Origin of the sequence: Mycobacterium lepromatosis, assembly GCF_000975265.2 — a bacterium.
Classification (GTDB): Bacteria; Actinomycetota; Actinomycetes; order Mycobacteriales; family Mycobacteriaceae; genus Mycobacterium; species Mycobacterium lepromatosis.
Map to the genome: position 1 here is coordinate 1,956,410 of NZ_CP083405.1, position 15,619 is coordinate 1,972,028.

The following is a 15,619-nucleotide window of genomic DNA, read 5'->3' on the forward strand; positions in this document are numbered from 1 at the left end:
TGGGCGCAGAATCAAAGAACTTGGTGACGGATATTCGTCGGTCAGATGAATCTAGTGAGGTGATGATAAAGTTTAGATACCATCACTGTAGTAAAAATCAAGATGGTGGAGTTTGCTAACTGTGTTTCGACAGCCAAGACCTATAAGGTCACGGGTGACCACCAAGGTGCCTCCGTCGAGAGCCTGTCAGCTCTGTTAGCTAGATTTTTAATGCCCGTGGGCAGTTGTACCAAATGCATACAGGTAGGGGTGCGGATGGCGGGCAAGGCGGATCGGTCAGGATGTGATGGCTGCCGCAAAAGACTTATGAACACCCTGATAAGGGCTTTCAAGAATCTGATTACTGGGGGTTTTGAAGAAACTGACAACGACCTCCAAGCCATCTTAGCTATGGCTGGTCACGGATTGCTAACGGCGAATAGATATGCTAGCGATATAGTTTCGTGGCCAGAATTTGGGCCCGCTACGGGCCGTTCAAGCGGCATGGCGTGGTTTTCCGGAAGACTAGCCCAGTTGGCGGAAGGAGCGGGAAGCCAAAATCACCACCAGTGAATGAGTTTTTGCGCGGTGATACGGCGGATCCGATTTCAGACGTGGCAAACCGGGTAAAGGAGCTGGCTAGTGAAACACGCTGCGGCGGCCACTAGGGCCGCCGATTAACTCGTTGAAGTGGGGTGGCCTACGACAAGACGGTCAACTCGATGGTATCGGTGGGTGTTGGCGAACTGCCTGAAGGGCACAGCGCGTAAGGAAGCCGACCTGCTCGGGGCTTTCACCACCGTGATTGCGTAGGAGGAATGCCGCCCAAGAGATGTGGGTCAGTAACGCGGACGTGATGACGACCTACAAGCTTGAGCTCTTCACGGTAATGGGGGAGAAACGCCGACTGTGCCAGTGCTGCTGGTGCACTCGCATGCGGCACCGAGTCCGTTGTGGGAGATCTACCAGTTCACCCCGCCTGTGCCACCGACACCGAGTTTGCTGCAGGCTATCACCAATGGTTCCACAACGACCACAACAACTGTACCTTTTTATCACCACCCAGACCGACCGTGGAGGGGCGAGTTTGAACTACCAGTTGGGGGATATCAACGTGCATGACGCGACCAGCCGTGCTCTAGCGGCGTCGCTGGAAGCCACGCGTCAGGTCATCCTGGCAAGTGTGTAAAACGCCGCTGCCTTTCGGGATGGACGAGGCTCGGCAGCAGGCGAGCAGTTCGTCAGTGATTTGGGCCGCAACTTCCAGATGATTGATGAGCAGGCCAACATCCACGGCCAAAAGGTGCAAGGTGCCAGCTCCTCAATGGCTGACACTGATCGCCTTGTCAGTTTCCGCTAGGACCTGACTCTATAAACCGGCTGGTACGTAATTCTTAGAGTGCATTGATGAGTTTAGTGGAGTGAGTCGCTGTGGGAGTAATGAACGAACGGTAGTAGTGCCAGTGGCCATGTAAATGTCACCGCTGGCGGCCAGGAAAGGTCTCTACCACGGACCCGGGTGATTGGCTAACTCGGTTTGGCAGCTCTTTTCTCGTGGCCGGTGTGGCACATCCGGTAGGACTCACCGGAGGTGACTACGATGGTGGCGTGGTGCAGTAGGTGGTCGAGGATGCTGCTGGTGTGTTCAGGCAGGAACCGTTCCCATTGCTCGAAGGGCCGATGTGAGGCGATCGCCAATGAGCGATACATGGAGCTGGCGGCTACCAAGCGAAAAAGTAGTTAGGTGCCCGGTGTCATCGAATAGGGTGAAGCTAATTTCATTGAGGATCACGATGTCGGAGCGAAGCAGGGTGTCGATGATTTTGTCGGCCAGCCCTGCGGTAAAGAGCTTCAATGGGGTTAACGGTGGTGAAGTAGCGAACCGTGACCCTAATTGACATAGTGGTGTGTCCGTAGCTGATCAGTAGTCGATTCTTGCTTGTGTCGGGAGTGATGGTGGTAAACCGCAACAGTTGCATGCGGTGCTACCGCGTGAAGCGCGGGTTGTAGCGGAGACACATCCGTTGTTTGGGCTTGTGCGGGCGGCGCGGTTGTTTCAGCGCTGGAACAGGGCGTTGCGGCTAGTGGTGGAGCTGACCTAGAGTTCGCTAGGAATTATACTTGCGGCTGCGACGGATGTATTTTTGGTGCCGGAGAACGCGGTGTCGGTGTTGGGCATGAAGGTTTTGTTGGAGCTGCACTCCCCGTCGCAGAGGTTTTTCGAGTCACGCGTTGTGTGGCTAGTTGATAAGGATATGTGCGTCAATCAACTCCGACTCAGATAGTTCAGCACACTGAATACCTTCTCCGCCAAATATGAATCACGCAAACGTGCTTTTAGGTTGAGCTGAGCAAGGCTAGGATTGCGTTGGGCATCGAGGTATCGCGACTGGTCCGCAACAACGCCGATTAGTATATAACCTGCTGGACTTGTGCGCGATCACCGATACGCTAATCACCGGCAGAGTCTATCATCCGGCCGATGTCAACGACCGACTGGTGCCGGGGCGCAAGGCACCATGTCGGAGGCAGAGTTGCAACTGATCAAAGCTTGTCTCACTGTGAGATTGAAAAACAAGTAAAGCCGAAGTCGAACCTCCTGGCTCAGGGTCTCAACCAACACTTCATCACCGCGGGAAGGCCCCTAAACCCAAGCAGCATGTCAAGTTTAGACGCCAAAAGGGTGTTGTCGATGACAGCGGTACCTACTAGGAACTGCCCGGCTTCTTCCCTCGAGACAGTAGAATTGTCTCTCTGTATCTGCAATATTATTTTTGGTCCTGGGCCTGTCGTAGGGCTCATCGACAGTGGCGGCCTCCCCGAGGCTGCGCAGTTCATGCTCAGTCACGACCACCCCAGTGGCAGGTTCTAGGATCGTCACAGTGCTGTGTTGACCACGACCGCCACATGTAGTGCCGATTAGGCGCGTGGGTACCGAGTAGCGGAGTTTGGAACCGGGCCCGGTTCATGGGGTCGTTGGCGGCGGTGACGTCGATGCTGGGTGTGAAGTCTAGGGGTCTAGGTATTTGATGGGTTCGGGAAGGTCGAGCGCGGCCAGTTTGTTGGGCACGCCGACCTCCCAGTAGGTGGAGGTGTTGTCGACGAAGACGATATCGACGTCTACTGAGGGATGGCCGGCGAGATAGCCAATGCGTACGCACGGTGACATGGTTGGGCTGCCGTCCCCGACCGCTGAGCAGCCGGGGACGGCGACGTCGAGCTCGATAGTCGAACCATCATGGCTAACGTTAAAGTCCTTATCGTGTACGGGGAAAGTTGTGTGGAAAGCAGAACTGGGCAACAAGCCGGTGCCCACAACGTTGGAACGTTGGTGAGTGCCCAGGTAACTCTGGAAACACTCACGTTAACTACGGTTTTTGTGTTTTTGTGCCGCATCCGCAGGGCGGTAAACTCGAGCTCGCTAATCTTAATCTCGCTAATCTTAATATGGTGTGGGTTGCTGCGTCATCGGTCGCTCCACCGGTATGGGACAGCACCATTTCGACATCGACTCAGTATCTGTTCTCGTAGTATTTTTGATTTACCTTCGCAATTGTCGTTCGCCGGAGCAAAGTCATCTGTGCTCGGCGATAATACGAGTCTTACTGGGAGAACCCGCTCGTTGGGTGGGCAGGGTACGGGCATGACCACAGAGTCGGGCGTGTCTGTTAGCTGGAAGACACTTTAGTGAACGAGCAGAGAGGTCAAGTGGGCAAGCGGGTAAGGAAGGCGCTGGCCAACACGGCGACCACAGCGGTGGTCGCCGTGTTGTTGGCGCCTGTTGTGACTGCGTCTCCCACCGATGACGCCGACGATGCTATTACGGCCGCATGGAACAAAGCCGGTGGCGATAATTCGGTGCTTGGCGCCAAGAAGAGCGAAGTGTATTCTGTCGGTGACGGTTTCGCCCAGAACTTTGCGTCAGGTAAACTATTCTTCACCACGGCTACCGGCGCGAAGTTGATGTACGGGCCAGTTCTGGGTAAATACGAGTCACTCGGCGGTCCGGTCAACAGCGATTTGGGGTTCCCAACCATCGACGAAGTTCCCGGTCTAGCTGGGCCCGATAGCCGAGTTAGTATATTCGCTGCCAGCGACAAGCCGGTGATTTTTTGGACACCCGACCACGGTGCGTTTGTCGTGCGTGGTGCGCTCAACGCGGCGTGGGACAAACTCGGCAGTTCAGCCGGCGTCCTCGGCGTCCCGGTCGCGGATGAAAGCTTCGACGGTGAGGTTATCTCCCAGAAGTTCAGTCGTGGTGCAGTCTCGTGGAACAAGAAAAGCAACGAGTTCACCACCGAGCCGACGGCACTGGCCGAACAGCTAACCGGCCTGTTGGTAGCGACCGATCCCACCGCGGCCATCAGCATGGCCTGGCGCGCGGCTGGCGGCGTTTCGGGTCCGTTAGGTCCCAAGCAGGGCGGGCAGCATCCCATCGGCGACGACGGAATTATCCAGGACTTCGCGGGTGGCAAGGTGTTTTTCAGCAAAGCCACCGGTGCTAATGCGGTCGAAAGCGACATTCTGGCTAAGTACGAGTCTCTAGGCGGTCCGGTCGGCAGCGACTTGGGTTTCCCCGCCGCCAACGAGGGTGACGGTGGCATCGTTCCCTCCAGCCGGATCGCCATATTCTCCGCAGCCGATAAGCCGGTGATTTTTTGGACACCCGACCACGGTGCGTTTGTTGTGCGCGGAGCGATGAAGGCGGCGTGGGACAAACTCGGCGGTTCAGTCGGCGTCCTCGGTGTCCCGGTCGCAGACCAAGCGGTGGATGGTGATGTGATTTCGCAGAAGTTTGTCGGCGGCAAAATTTCATGGAACCGCGCTAATAACACCTTCACTACCGATCCGACTAACCTGGCGTCGCTGTTGTCCGGTCTGCGGGTGTTCGGGCAGAGCCAACCGAGTGTGTCGGCGATGCCACTCCACGCCAAGAAGGCCACTTGGAATTGGTGGTGGTTGGTGGCTGCGATTGCGGTGCTGTTAGTGATCGTGATGTTCGTCTTGCTAGCACTCGGATGGCGTCGGCGTCGCACCGCTCACGACATCGTTGCTGACGTTCATGACCACGATATGGACGTTGGCTACGATGCCGCAGTTGATGGGCAGTGTACCTACGATGCCGAATCCGGTACCGAGCATCCGGCACGCGATATCGAACGCGGACCGACGGTAAGCTGGTTGCGTGGAGCACAGGACGCTACCGGCCAGGTCCAGGATGCTACGCTTGACACGGCGTTCGGCAGCGAATTGCCGTCCGGGCCCGAAGAGCCTTTAGGCCTTGAAGAGGACGATCCCGCCGCGGTGGATACGGATTCTATGTCGGTTCTGTATGATGTCGACTCTCTACATGCTGCTTGGTCGAATGCAGCGCACTGGGATGCTGATGCCGTGGAGGTTGTCGCCACTGATAGTAGTTTGTTGGAAACTTTTGCCGCTGACACTGAGGTGAGTACGGGGCGACACGCGGCCGTTGATATGGCGGATGCGCTAGATGCGTCCTTCCCGGGGGTCAGTGTGCTGAGGATGCCATTTCGGCCAGGCCCGACTCTCCGGCCGACAATCCACCTGCCGTTGGATGACCCTTATCAGGTGCCTGACGGTTATCCTATCAAAGCTAGTCCGCGCTTCGGTCTGTATTACACTCCGGAGAGCGAACTTTACCACGACACACTCGCCGAAATCTGGCTAGCCAATGAAGAAATCGCCCAGTTCAACGGCTTCATTAAGGCCGACTAGCGGCGGTCCGGTCGGCTACGTACGGGACTTTTCGGCGGTTATATCTTGCGGATTACCGTGACGACTTTGCCAAGCACCGTCGCGTAGTTGCCGGGAATGGGATCGAACGCCGGATTGTGCGGTATCAGCCACACCTGACCGCCTGCGCGTTTGAACGTCTTCACGGTGGCCTCACCGTCAATCATGGCTGCGACGATATCGCCGTTATCGGCGACGTTTTGTTGCCGAACGACCACCCAGTCACCGTCGCAGATCGCGGCTTCGACCATCGAGTCGCCGATCACCTTGAGTAGAAAGAGCGTGCCCTCGCCGACCAGTTCACGGGGCAGCGGAAAGACGTCTTCGACAGTTTCCTCGGCGAGGATCGGACCACCGGCCGCGATGCGTCCGATGATCGGGACAAAGGTGGGTTCCGGTAAGACGTCCGAGCCAGCGATCTCGGTAAGTACAGCGGGCCCGGCTGCCGGAGTCTCTTCGGCGTCGCGGACATTAACAGCTCGCGGGCGATTCGGGTCGCGGCGCAGATAGCCCTTGCGTTCAAGGGTGCGCAGCTGGTGAGCCACCGAAGATGTCGACGTCAGACCGACGGCATCGGCGATTTCCCGGATGCTGGGTGGGTATCCGCGGCTAGTTACTGAGGCCCGGATGACGTCCAGGATGGTGCGTTGCCGCTCGGTGAGTACTGAATCCATAGAATGATCCATAGAATGCAAGCGGCCGTCGACGGTGATGCCTGATGTGTCGCTGCTGTCGCTCATGGCACTGAATGTAATCCGATGTCAGTCGAAAACCAAACGTGTGTTCGACAAATGTGTCGCGGGACCGGGATCGTCCGCCGGCCTAGAACCGTATTGCGGCGGATAGGACGACTGGATTCCCTGCTGCAGCCTGGGGTGGGCGCACCAAGTCTAAATGTCGGTGGTCTGGATTAGCGTGCACACATGCCTGACACGCTTCGATCAAATGTTCGTCTATCGAACACATGATCGACTAGTGTCGAACACACGAGCGAGAAATTGTCGATCGGAGGAACGCACATGCTAGTCATCTACGCAATACCGTTGCGTACCGGGAATGTCCGGCGCCCGATGAGCCGACCGATTCCTGGACCTCGTTGTGACCGCGTTGAGCTGGTTGGGTTTCGCAGGCCGGCCCCATCGCGGCCAGCGAGTGCGCCGATGCGCTACTCCGGTAGCGGAGTAGCGATGTCGGTCGCCCCACATCGTAGGCGTACCGTTTCACTCGCGAAAACGATCGGGCTGGCCTTGCTCGCCGGGATGATCACCCTGTGGCTCGGTTTAATGGCCGATTTCAGCCAGGTGATCAATGGCGACGTTACCGGTTCTGTCACTCACATGCCAGACAGGCTAGCCGTGGTGCGAGTTGAAGCCGGAGAGTCGCTTCAGGACGTGGCTGCTCGGGTAGCACCCGACGCACCGGTTCGCCAAGTGAGCGAGCGCATCCGTGAACTTAACCTACTGGACTCGCCGACGCTCGTCGCGGGCCAGACCCTGATCGCGCCGGTCGGCTGATGGCCTCGCCGTGTATTGTGGAAACCGCCCAAAGGCAAAGCTGCCTGGTGTTTGCGACGATGAACGCGGATGTGTGGCGGCAGCATTCGTTGTTTGGTTCAGTAACAGGTACATCTCGGAGCGTCTGCGGTACCTCGACGTCAGCCCAGCAAAGGAGCGGTCATGCATTGCCCGTTCTGCAGGCATACCGATTCTAGGGTGATTGATTCGCGAGAAACTGATGAAGGCCAAGCGATTCGACGCCGTCGGTCGTGTCCAGAGTGCGGGCGGCGGTTCACCACCGTAGAAACTGCGGTGGTGGCCGTCGTTAAGCGCAGCGGTGTTACGGAGCCCTTCAGCCGGGAGAAGGTCATTTGCGGCGTCCGTCGGGCTTGCCAAGGTCGTCAGGTAGAGGACGACGCGCTGAACCTCTTGGCCCAGCAGGTGGAAGACACCGTGCGTGCTGCGGGGTTGCCAGAGGTCCCAAGTTACGAGGTTGGCCTGGCGATCCTTGGACCTTTACGCGAACTCGACGAAGTGGCTTATTTGCGTTTCGCTTCGGTATACCGGTCCTTTTCGTCGGCCGACGACTTCGAGCGCGAGATCGAGGCGCTTCGCGCGCACCGCAAAGTATCCACTTAGGCATGGCTGCATGCCCTCCGATCTGTGCCCTGATCTTCAGACACTGGCACCGCTGCTTGGTTCGTGGGCCGGGCTAAGTACCCGACGATCCAGCCGTTCGAGTACCTCGAGGAAGTTGTGTTTTCCCATCTGGATAGAATCTTCCTGACTTACGCGCAGAAAATCAGGACAGTAACCGACGGGAAGCTGTTGTACGCCGAGACAAGCTAACTTCGCGTGCTGCAGCCGGGTCGCATTGAGCTGGTTCTCGCCCATCCCAGCGGTATAGTTTAAATCGAAGTGGGTACATATTTGGTGACCGGCGATCTCATCGAAGTCTAGTTGGTCACAACAATGATCGGCTTGGTTCTGACCGCCAAACAGGTGACTGCGCTTGATCGTTTTTTCTGCATCTATGACGACGAGCTTTCATACTCAGTGCAGATGGGCGGAGCTGGGCAATCCCTACAGGATCACCTCGCCGCCGTGTTGCACCGAAATCAATGAACTCTCGCTGGTCGGGCTGGGGTCGCTGCACTCGCCACAATCGGTCCAAAGTATGTCACATCGTTTTTGACGACTTGGTCAGCTACCTGAGCTCAGCCCTCGGGGTTCCGGGTGGTTGCTATCATAAACCCCTTACCCTGGTTGATGAATCAGGTCGCGGCTGAGGTGGTCTGGTAATCCGCTATCGCCGCCGAGCCCGTAGTTTTGTCTTCTGGTACGCCCAGGTGGGCGGCAAACACTCGCGCAGGCAGTATCCTGGCGGGTCGTCGGCCCAGGCCACAGGTGGTGTGTGTCATTGCGTGACGTTGTTGAGAAAATCGGCTGGGTTGTCCTGGGTTGGCGGAGCCAAGGGCGCCGAGTGAGTCGAGGTTGTAGATAGCGAATTCAGGAGCTCATTCCGTGCGTGCCCTGATTCCGGTAAGGTTGCTTCGTACACCGATAATGTAGTTTCCTGCGCGATGTCAGCCGGGATCTGCAGAGTGTTGATTGGCATGCCGTTGGCACGCAGCTACCAAGACCGACGCTCCGACCGTTGGACGACTGGCGAACTGGAGTTCGTTTTGGAGATGTGGATAGACCTGTGCGCGGTAGTCGAGTCGGCGTTGGACAGATCGACAAATATTGTTTCGCTGTAGAGTCCAATTGGGTTGCCAGATGTTGCCGGTCTCCGGTTTCGCTTTGGCTAGTGTCAACCACACCGAGTGGATTCCCGAACGTTACGTCTGCGTCGGTGAAAACCTGCACTAACGTAACGTTGATACCAACAGCTCGGCTGTACGGTCCTGCAGCACGACGAGCGTGCGGATGGGTTGCTTAGGTAGCACTGCGTTTGTCGGAAACGATGGTGTTTAGCATCGTTACGTGGGTGTTGGCCGAGTTGGTCACGGTTAGCTCGCCGCCGCCGGTGTGGAGCAATTCACGCAGAGCGGCCTGATTGTATTCGGCGGGTTCGGTGTCGTAGAGGAAGCTCTGAACGACGTCGATGAAATGACGCGGGTCGTCGTGAAACGGGTAATGGCTAGCGCCCTCAAAGATCTCCAGTAGGGAACCAGGGATCGCGGTGTGTGCTATCCAAGGGTGACGGACTGGTACCATACATATCTTATGCACTAATGATCTGCACTGGGATGGCCTGGGTCAAATGACATCGATCGAGCATGGTTACGATCTGGCCGCGCCAATCCACTACTGCATGCACGGTGCGGCCGAACGCCGATGAGGTCGTCGGTTTCGGTAGATCATCTAAAATCTGCAGCACATTTGGTAGCTCGCGACTCAGGCTGGTCGTTCCGATCGCCATGCCTAACACCGGCTGACTAACTATGCCGCTGACAGCACCAGGGGTAGCCGCAGAAATGCTAGAGCCCCGCTGCCCATCGGTAACGACGCACACCGGAATACAAAGAGGAGACATCTTTGGTGACGCCGCGGGGTGGAGACCAGGATAAGCTTGTTGACCACCTGAGGGAAGTGGTAGGCGAACTGCATCGCCACCCCGCCGCCGAGGTTAATAGACCCACTAGGGTTGCTCGATCGAGCTAATTACGCTGAACAGATCACGCATCTCGTTGGCGTATAGCCCGCTACGGAGTAGTCGGCGCGTGGCGTATCTATCGGACTGACCAGTTGCCCAGATAGATTCTGGGTAATGACCGTGAACTGCTGGGCGAGTTTGGCGTGCATGAAGTCTAGCTAGTGGAATTGTTGCTAATGCCGTGGATCAGCAGTATTGCCGGGCCAGAACCGGCGATGCAGTAGGCCTGCTTTATAATCGCGGATCATGTGGAAACGCAACAACAGTTAAGTGACTTCTCGCACCGCGCGAAGATTTGCGTTTTCGCTCGGTCATGTCGTAAACTTCGTCAAAGAGTTTAGGTTAACTCGCCGTCGTCACGCTTCTTTTCTGCCTGCTGAGCGAGGAAACGCTCAAACTCTGCTCCAAGTTCGTCGCCGCTAGGCAGGTCTTCGTCGCGCTTCAAAAGCGACCTGTTTTCCTGAGCATCGATGAACGCATCATACTGGCGCTCAAGAGCTGCCACCACTTGAGCGACTTCGGTGCTTGCCTGCACCTGCTCATCGATTTTAGCTCGGATTTCTGCTGCTGCTTCGGCTAGTGCCGATAGCGGAAGCTGCAGCGCCCCAGTCTTGGCCACTTGCTCCAGTAGTGCCTGAGCAGCTGCTGGGTAGTCAGTCTGGGTCAGATAGTGCGGCACGTGCACGGTGAACCCGACAACCTCATGACCATGCTGGCCCATTCGGTATTCCAGCAAGTTGGACGCACTGCCAGGGACTTGGATCTCGGTTATCCAGGGTGTGAAATCGGTAATTAGCTCCCCGTTGTTGGAGTGCGCGGTCAGTGTGATTGGCCGCGTGTGTGGAACCGCCATAGGGACAGTGCCTAGGCTGATGGTCTGTCGAACCCCCAAGCGCTCGGCCAGCAGGCGCACCGCCGTGATGAAACGCTCCCATTTCAGATCCGGTTCCATACCGGCCAGCAGCAGGAATGGTGTGCCGACGCTGTCGCGCAGCGCGTACAAGCTGAGCTCCGGATCATCGTAATGGGTGAAGTGATCGGTTTTGAACGTCATCAGCGGTCGCCTCGAGCGGTAATCGAGTAATTCGTCGATCGCGAAGGATGCGACCAGTTCGGTGTTTAAGGCAGCTTTCAGGTGGGCAGCGGCGAGCCGGATCGCGTGACCGGCGTCGGAAAAGCCTTCCAAAGCATGTATCAACACCGGACCGCGGCCATCGGACGCCAACAACTGTGGTGCCGGGAACTCAAGCTCGTACATGCCGGGCTGCCCTGGCTGGTAGTGCTGCTCGTCATCTGGATCTTGATAGTGGGACATCGGTGTTGCCTTCTCTCGTGCGTCTGTCCAGGGTGCCGTAACTAGTGTCCCTCAAAATCGACGGCGACCCGATAAGTTGGGAACAATCAAGCCTACCTGACAACTTTTTTCGAAAGCGCGTAAGCGCGAGACTGCAGCCATCGTTGACCAACGGGCGGCGCCCAATTTGCCGGCAAGTTCTGTTGACGTGTTGGCCAGCGTCGATTTCTGGCTGCTGGCTCGCAGTCAGGCATGGTAAGAGCGATGCGGGTTAGGAAGATGTGGATTTGCCTGCTTTTCAGGCTAGTGACGTTGCAGACGTCGTGTGGCCAGACGGCTCATCGCGCAGTTGTCGCTCTCGCACCAGTGCAGCCGAGTAGCGCGCCAACACCATAGGTTAGCCAACCCGAGCCCGAGCAGGTGGCGGGTCCGGTGGGCCCCGACCCGCGTTGGTGCAATCTTCGTCGACAGAGGCGCCATGCACGTTTGCGCGGACTCGGTGGTGCACCTCGACGGGCAGCGACTTTGTGTTCATGGCCAGCCAACTGCGTGTCCGGGAATTCTCAGGCAACGTTCGTTCCTGGGTTGACCGGATGATGCCGCGCCCAACGACTTGTGGAAGGTCGACCAGTTCTACTTCGATCCACGTTGGATTGCCAACAAGGATCCGCGTGCCGACTACGTTATTGCCCGAGTTAGTGGTGCGATGGAATCGCATGTCGGCTCCGCGCTTTCACTGGGCACAGCGCCTGCCCTGGACAGCCGGGTCTGCGTGACGGGATATCCTTTGGCCGTGGGCAGCATACCTATCGGCTGTGAGGCTAGAACCGGGATCACCGAGAGCGGGTTTCCCTCGTTGGCGTGCGAGGGGCTAGTCAACGGCGCTCCATGGGTGAGTAGTTCGGCGGTTATCGAATTGGTTGGTGGTCTCCAAGGTGGTGGGTGCGCGCAGAACAGGTTGTACTCGGCACCGTTCGATGAACACACCGCGCAACTGCTGGTGCGCGCCCAAGCCGGCGGGTTCGGTGATTCCACGCCGTGCGAATTCGATGATTTCTGTTCGGGGACAGCATGGTCAGCGGCGGAACTGGTTGAGCGCACGCATCTTGTTCATCACCTCTAATGCTGTGTTCTTGTAGGCCTCGGAGAATGTTGAGTAGTTGAATACCGTGTCGACCAGCTACTCGACGGTGCTTCCCCACACACCATCACGGCCTGCTCGATGTGCACCATACTCGGTGGCGCTGGTGCCGAAGATATGCATGTTGAGCAGCTTGAAATCTTCGGTGGATAGCAGCCTTGCGCATGCCGTAGGAAAGTCGCCAGCGATCTGGCTGAGAACCAGCTTCTGATACCGAGCTATCCCCCCTTCGTAGGGGATCGAGTTTTGCATGAATTCCACCTCGGTGCTGCCGACGTAGGTCACCTCCGGGATCGAATACATGCCGACCGACTGACTGTAGTTCGGTGATGTCTATCCGTCAGCTCGCCGAATGCGTGATAGGTGGCCAGGCACCTTTGTTCCATCAAGGTCGCGGCGAGTGCAGGTAAGCCGATGACTTCGCCGACGGCATAGAGTTAAATGTGGCTCACTTTGGTCGAGAATTTTTCGTCGACGAAAATCTGTCCGCTATCCACGGTTTGTAGGCTAGCCTTTTCCAGGCCGAAGTGATCGGTCTGACCCTGCTGCCCCGCGGAGTAAATCACTGTATCGGCGGGGATCTGCTTGCCGCTGACCAGAATGGTTACGGTGCCTGCTGAACCGCCATCGACCGCGGTGACTTTCTCGTCGAAGCGAAATGTCACTGCTAGGTCGCGTATATGGAACGTCAGCGCTTCGAGGACTTCGAGGTCGCAGAAGTCCAGCATGTCGTTAACGTTTTTCCACCACGGTCACCTTAGTGACCACCGCGGCAAAACATCGAAGCGTACTCAATGCCGATCACACCGGCACCGAACAGGACCATGACTTGAGGTCGAGGATCCCATCGGAGTCGAGAACTCTTTTCTCGTCACACTCGACCCCAGCAGGCCACGCAGATGTGGTGCTGGTAGCTGATGACGACGTTATAGCCGCGCTAACAGTGGTCTTCTTGCGGCGGTCATGGTCTTCATCGAAGACTGTGTGGGTCGAGGAAGCGGCCGTGTCTGAGCAGCAAGTCGACCAGGTTGTACATCACCTGGTTGCGTATTACGTCGATTTCCTTGCCTATCACCTATCAGGTGTTGGGTTCAAGCCAGCAGGTCGGCCGGGGGGTGCTCCGGTCTTTTACCCGATAGCTTGCTCCTTATAGTTCAAGCTGATGCGTTCCGGTGAGGTAGTAACGGCTTTAAGCAATGTCTTTGATGGGATGGTGCCGGTGTTGACACACACACACTGCCGACTATTCGGCCATTTCGATGCTTGCGATGGATTTATCTAGCCTAGCTTAGGCGACCGCCGTTTTTCTGTTCGCCAAGGACCCGAACCAAGAACCACTATAGTTTTACTCACGTATTGACCCTATGAAATAGACAGTAGAACTCACAATCAGGACTTCGTCCATAAGCGGACAGCTCCACTAGGCTGCATGAGCACCGATTGACGGTGGCGACCGTCAGTGTTGATGCTTATGACAAAGCATCGACTCGACTTTGAGTTGAAGCGTCCTCGGCACATCGATCGCCGCGCTACTGGCCGTCCTTGGCTCCGTTCCGGAAAAGTCACTGGTCCTGGTGTCTTTGGGGGTAGCGGACTGGGTTCGGTGATGCGTGTCGATCTGTTCGGAAAGCTTGTCGACCGGTTTGGACATCTAGTTGACGTTGCCGCCGCGGCGTTTTCACAGCACGCCATCGTGCTATGGGCAGCGTATGTGGTAGATCGGGTGGCGGTGTGGGCAGGTGACTAGCACTGGCGTGGATGGCTGCCGGCTCAAGCGGTGTGATTGACTGACGGCTCGTCGGCGTCGTCGTTGGCCGTAGAGGCGGTTCTGGACGGCCGGCGTCTTTACCCGCGGTGAGCTAGCTAATCTGCGGGTTGTCAATCGCGGTCGAGGACCTGACGCGCTGCGCGGAGAGTTGGCCATCAAGTCGATTAACAGACGGCCACACGTGAGCTCTTACATCGCGCCGATCTTCTCGCTTGCTTCCGCCGCGATGTGGAAAACGCTATGGTTGCTGCTGTCCGGGTCGCCAACTGCGAATTGCTTGCCGACACTGAGCTCGCCGAGTTGGGCTGCGCACTACGCGACACGCTTTGTGTCCTTGCTCTCGGCGAGAGCGCTGCCGAAGCCGAATCATTGTGGGGCTGTATTGGTACGCATCTTGCCGCAGCCATGGTGGGTCGAAGCTTTAGTTTTGCTTGCGTTTAGCGTTTACGCCAGCGGCGACAGACTGCTGGCGGGGATGTCGCTGGGGGCTAGCGTTATGTTGCAATCCGGGTTATCTGGATGGTGGACATGCCGGAGACGGCGTTGCAGTCCGGTCTGCAGCCGTCAGGACATACGCAAATTCGCCTTCACCGGCTCCTGGCTGGCTGAGCGACTCGGTGTGTGGCTACCGCAGCGCCGGACATTTGGCCAGCGCGCGGGTTAGGAGCCGGTGCGGCCGTTCGAGCCGTATTGGCCCGAGCAAATGAATCAGACCTTCTCGACTTTGACCGCGTGCGCCATCTCATTTGGCAGGGTGACATTTTCGTGGCCGGGGATAACGATGGTCACGCTGCCCGCTGGGCTTGTCTCCACCGTCACACGTGCGTTGGGCACGACGCCGGTGTCTTTAAGCCGCGTGATCAGATCGATATCGTCCTGGACATGTTCGGTGAGCTGGCGGACGACCACTGCCACCGGTGACCCGGACGGCAACTCAGTCAACCGGACAAGGTTGGCGTCGTCGGCGTTGGAATCCGGGCCAGCACCGAGGTCTAGTAGACCTGGAATCGGGTTGCCGAACGGCGATGTCTTCGGGTTGTTTAGCACCTTAACCAGCCGGCGTTCAACATCCTCGCTCATTACGTGCTCCCACCGACATGCCTCGGCGTGAACTTCTTCCCAAGGCAACCCGATGACATCGACCAGCAGTCGCTCCGCGAGGCGGTGCTTACGCATCACCGCGATGGCCATCGCGCGGCCTTTGGCCGTGAGCTCTAGATGACGGTTGCCAGCCACCCGGAGTAATCCGTCTCGTTCCATTCGGGAAACAGTTTGGCTCACTGTAGGACCGCTCTGCTCGAGCCGTTCGGCGATCCGGGCGCGCAGCGGTGTGACGCCCTCTTCCTCGAGGTCGTAAATGGTCCGCAGGTACATCTCGGTGGTATCAACCAGGTCGTTCATTCAGCATCCCTCATTGCTGGCGAGTCTACTTGGCCAGCTGTGTCGATGGTTCGCCAAGCCAGGTAGCAGCAGTATGCCCGCCGTAGGCGGGCATACTGCTGCTACCTGGCTTCGGCTGGCGGGG

Annotated in this window: 9 protein-coding genes and 7 pseudogenes; 7 read left to right on the forward strand and 9 right to left on the reverse strand. The window is 57.5% G+C overall.

The features are described 5' to 3' along the window. The first annotated feature begins 1,033 nt into the window (after window positions 1–1,033). Window positions 1,034–1,339: pseudogene (locus tag MLPF_RS09360) on the forward strand (type VII secretion protein EsxI). A 167-nt stretch (window positions 1,340–1,506) separates the two neighbouring features. Here MLPF_RS09360 and MLPF_RS16345 read toward each other — a convergent pair. From MLPF_RS16345 to MLPF_RS09370, 3 genes and pseudogenes are all read right to left on the reverse strand, one after another. Beyond that, window positions 1,507–1,683, reverse strand: a pseudogene (locus MLPF_RS16345) (ATP-binding protein); the annotation flags it as partial. Next, window positions 1,625–1,834 (reverse strand): hypothetical protein, encoded by a 210-nt coding sequence (locus tag MLPF_RS16350; protein ID WP_050039025.1) that lies wholly within the window; start codon window positions 1,832–1,834, stop codon window positions 1,625–1,627. The pseudogene MLPF_RS16345 and the gene MLPF_RS16350, both read right to left, overlap by 59 nt. A gap of 1,155 nt (window positions 1,835–2,989) precedes the next feature. Further along, window positions 2,990–3,295, reverse strand: coding sequence for a hypothetical protein (locus tag MLPF_RS09370; protein WP_045842835.1), 306 nt, complete (start codon window positions 3,293–3,295; stop codon window positions 2,990–2,992). A 371-nt stretch (window positions 3,296–3,666) separates the two neighbouring features. Between MLPF_RS09370 and MLPF_RS09380 the strand changes: the two genes are divergently transcribed. Then, window positions 3,667–5,718: an LGFP repeat-containing protein gene (locus tag MLPF_RS09380; RefSeq protein WP_175266375.1), complete on the forward strand. Its 2,052-nt coding sequence runs from the start codon at window positions 3,667–3,669 to the stop codon at window positions 5,716–5,718. 38 nt (window positions 5,719–5,756) lie between these two features. On the opposite strand, the gene lexA is transcribed toward MLPF_RS09380, so the two are convergent. Continuing rightward, on the reverse strand, window positions 5,757–6,476 hold the full coding sequence (lexA, locus tag MLPF_RS09385) for a transcriptional repressor LexA (protein ID WP_045842837.1): 720 nt from the start codon (window positions 6,474–6,476) through the stop codon (window positions 5,757–5,759). Window positions 6,477–6,755: 279 nt separating this feature from the next. On the opposite strand from lexA, the gene MLPF_RS09390 reads away from it, so the two are divergent. The 3 genes and pseudogenes from MLPF_RS09390 (at window position 6,756) to MLPF_RS09400 (ending at window position 8,357) form a co-directional block, all read left to right on the forward strand. Next, window positions 6,756–7,250: a LysM peptidoglycan-binding domain-containing protein gene (locus tag MLPF_RS09390; RefSeq protein WP_045842838.1), complete on the forward strand. Its 495-nt coding sequence runs from the start codon at window positions 6,756–6,758 to the stop codon at window positions 7,248–7,250. Window positions 7,251–7,412: 162 nt separating this feature from the next. Beyond that, window positions 7,413–7,871 carry a transcriptional regulator NrdR gene (gene nrdR, locus MLPF_RS09395; protein ID WP_045842839.1) on the forward strand — a complete coding sequence of 153 codons (459 nt, stop codon included), beginning with the start codon at window positions 7,413–7,415 and terminating at the stop codon, window positions 7,869–7,871. Between the two features lie 10 nt (window positions 7,872–7,881). Beyond that, window positions 7,882–8,357: pseudogene (locus tag MLPF_RS09400) on the forward strand (heme-binding beta-barrel domain-containing protein). A gap of 92 nt (window positions 8,358–8,449) precedes the next feature. On the opposite strand, the pseudogene MLPF_RS17540 reads toward MLPF_RS09400, so the two are convergent. The 3 genes and pseudogenes from MLPF_RS17540 to MLPF_RS09410 form a co-directional block, all read right to left on the reverse strand. Beyond that, window positions 8,450–9,116 (reverse strand): annotated as a pseudogene (locus tag MLPF_RS17540) (PhzF family phenazine biosynthesis protein). A gap of 54 nt (window positions 9,117–9,170) precedes the next feature. Continuing rightward, window positions 9,171–10,206, reverse strand: a pseudogene (locus tag MLPF_RS18210) (alpha/beta fold hydrolase). Window positions 10,207–10,228: 22 nt separating this feature from the next. Further along, complete coding sequence (locus MLPF_RS09410; protein ID WP_045842840.1) at window positions 10,229–11,206, reverse strand: proteasome assembly chaperone family protein; 978 nt, start codon at window positions 11,204–11,206, stop codon at window positions 10,229–10,231. A 592-nt stretch (window positions 11,207–11,798) separates the two neighbouring features. Between MLPF_RS09410 and MLPF_RS09415 the strand changes: the two genes are divergently transcribed. Then, window positions 11,799–12,308, forward strand: coding sequence for a hypothetical protein (locus tag MLPF_RS09415; RefSeq protein WP_050039026.1), 510 nt, complete (start codon window positions 11,799–11,801; stop codon window positions 12,306–12,308). Here the strand turns inward: MLPF_RS09415 and MLPF_RS09420 are convergent. Beyond that, window positions 12,261–13,679: pseudogene (locus MLPF_RS09420) on the reverse strand (FAD-dependent oxidoreductase). The gene MLPF_RS09415 and the pseudogene MLPF_RS09420 overlap by 48 nt on opposite strands. Before the next feature lie 118 nt (window positions 13,680–13,797). Here MLPF_RS09420 and MLPF_RS09425 point away from each other — a divergent pair. Beyond that, a pseudogene (locus MLPF_RS09425) lies at window positions 13,798–14,758 on the forward strand (DUF4192 domain-containing protein). A 44-nt stretch (window positions 14,759–14,802) separates the two neighbouring features. Here MLPF_RS09425 and MLPF_RS09430 read toward each other — a convergent pair. Further along, entirely contained in the window at window positions 14,803–15,495 is a 693-nt protein-coding gene (locus MLPF_RS09430) for an iron-dependent transcriptional repressor DtxR (RefSeq protein WP_045842841.1), read from the reverse strand. Window positions 15,496–15,619 lie beyond the last annotated feature (124 nt).

What these genes read in the sequence shown, in the direction of transcription:
- lexA (WP_045842837.1), bottom strand. Translation starts at nt 6,476, where the DNA reads ATGAGCGACAGCAGCGACACATCAGGCATCACCGTCGACGGCCGCTTG.
- MLPF_RS09390 (WP_045842838.1), top strand. Translation starts at nt 6,756, where the DNA reads ATGCTAGTCATCTACGCAATACCGTTGCGTACCGGGAATGTCCGGCGC.
- nrdR (WP_045842839.1), top strand. Translation starts at nt 7,413, where the DNA reads ATGCATTGCCCGTTCTGCAGGCATACCGATTCTAGGGTGATTGATTCG.
- MLPF_RS09410 (WP_045842840.1), bottom strand. Translation starts at nt 11,206, where the DNA reads ATGTCCCACTATCAAGATCCAGATGACGAGCAGCACTACCAGCCAGGG.
- MLPF_RS09430 (WP_045842841.1), bottom strand. Translation starts at nt 15,495, where the DNA reads ATGAACGACCTGGTTGATACCACCGAGATGTACCTGCGGACCATTTAC.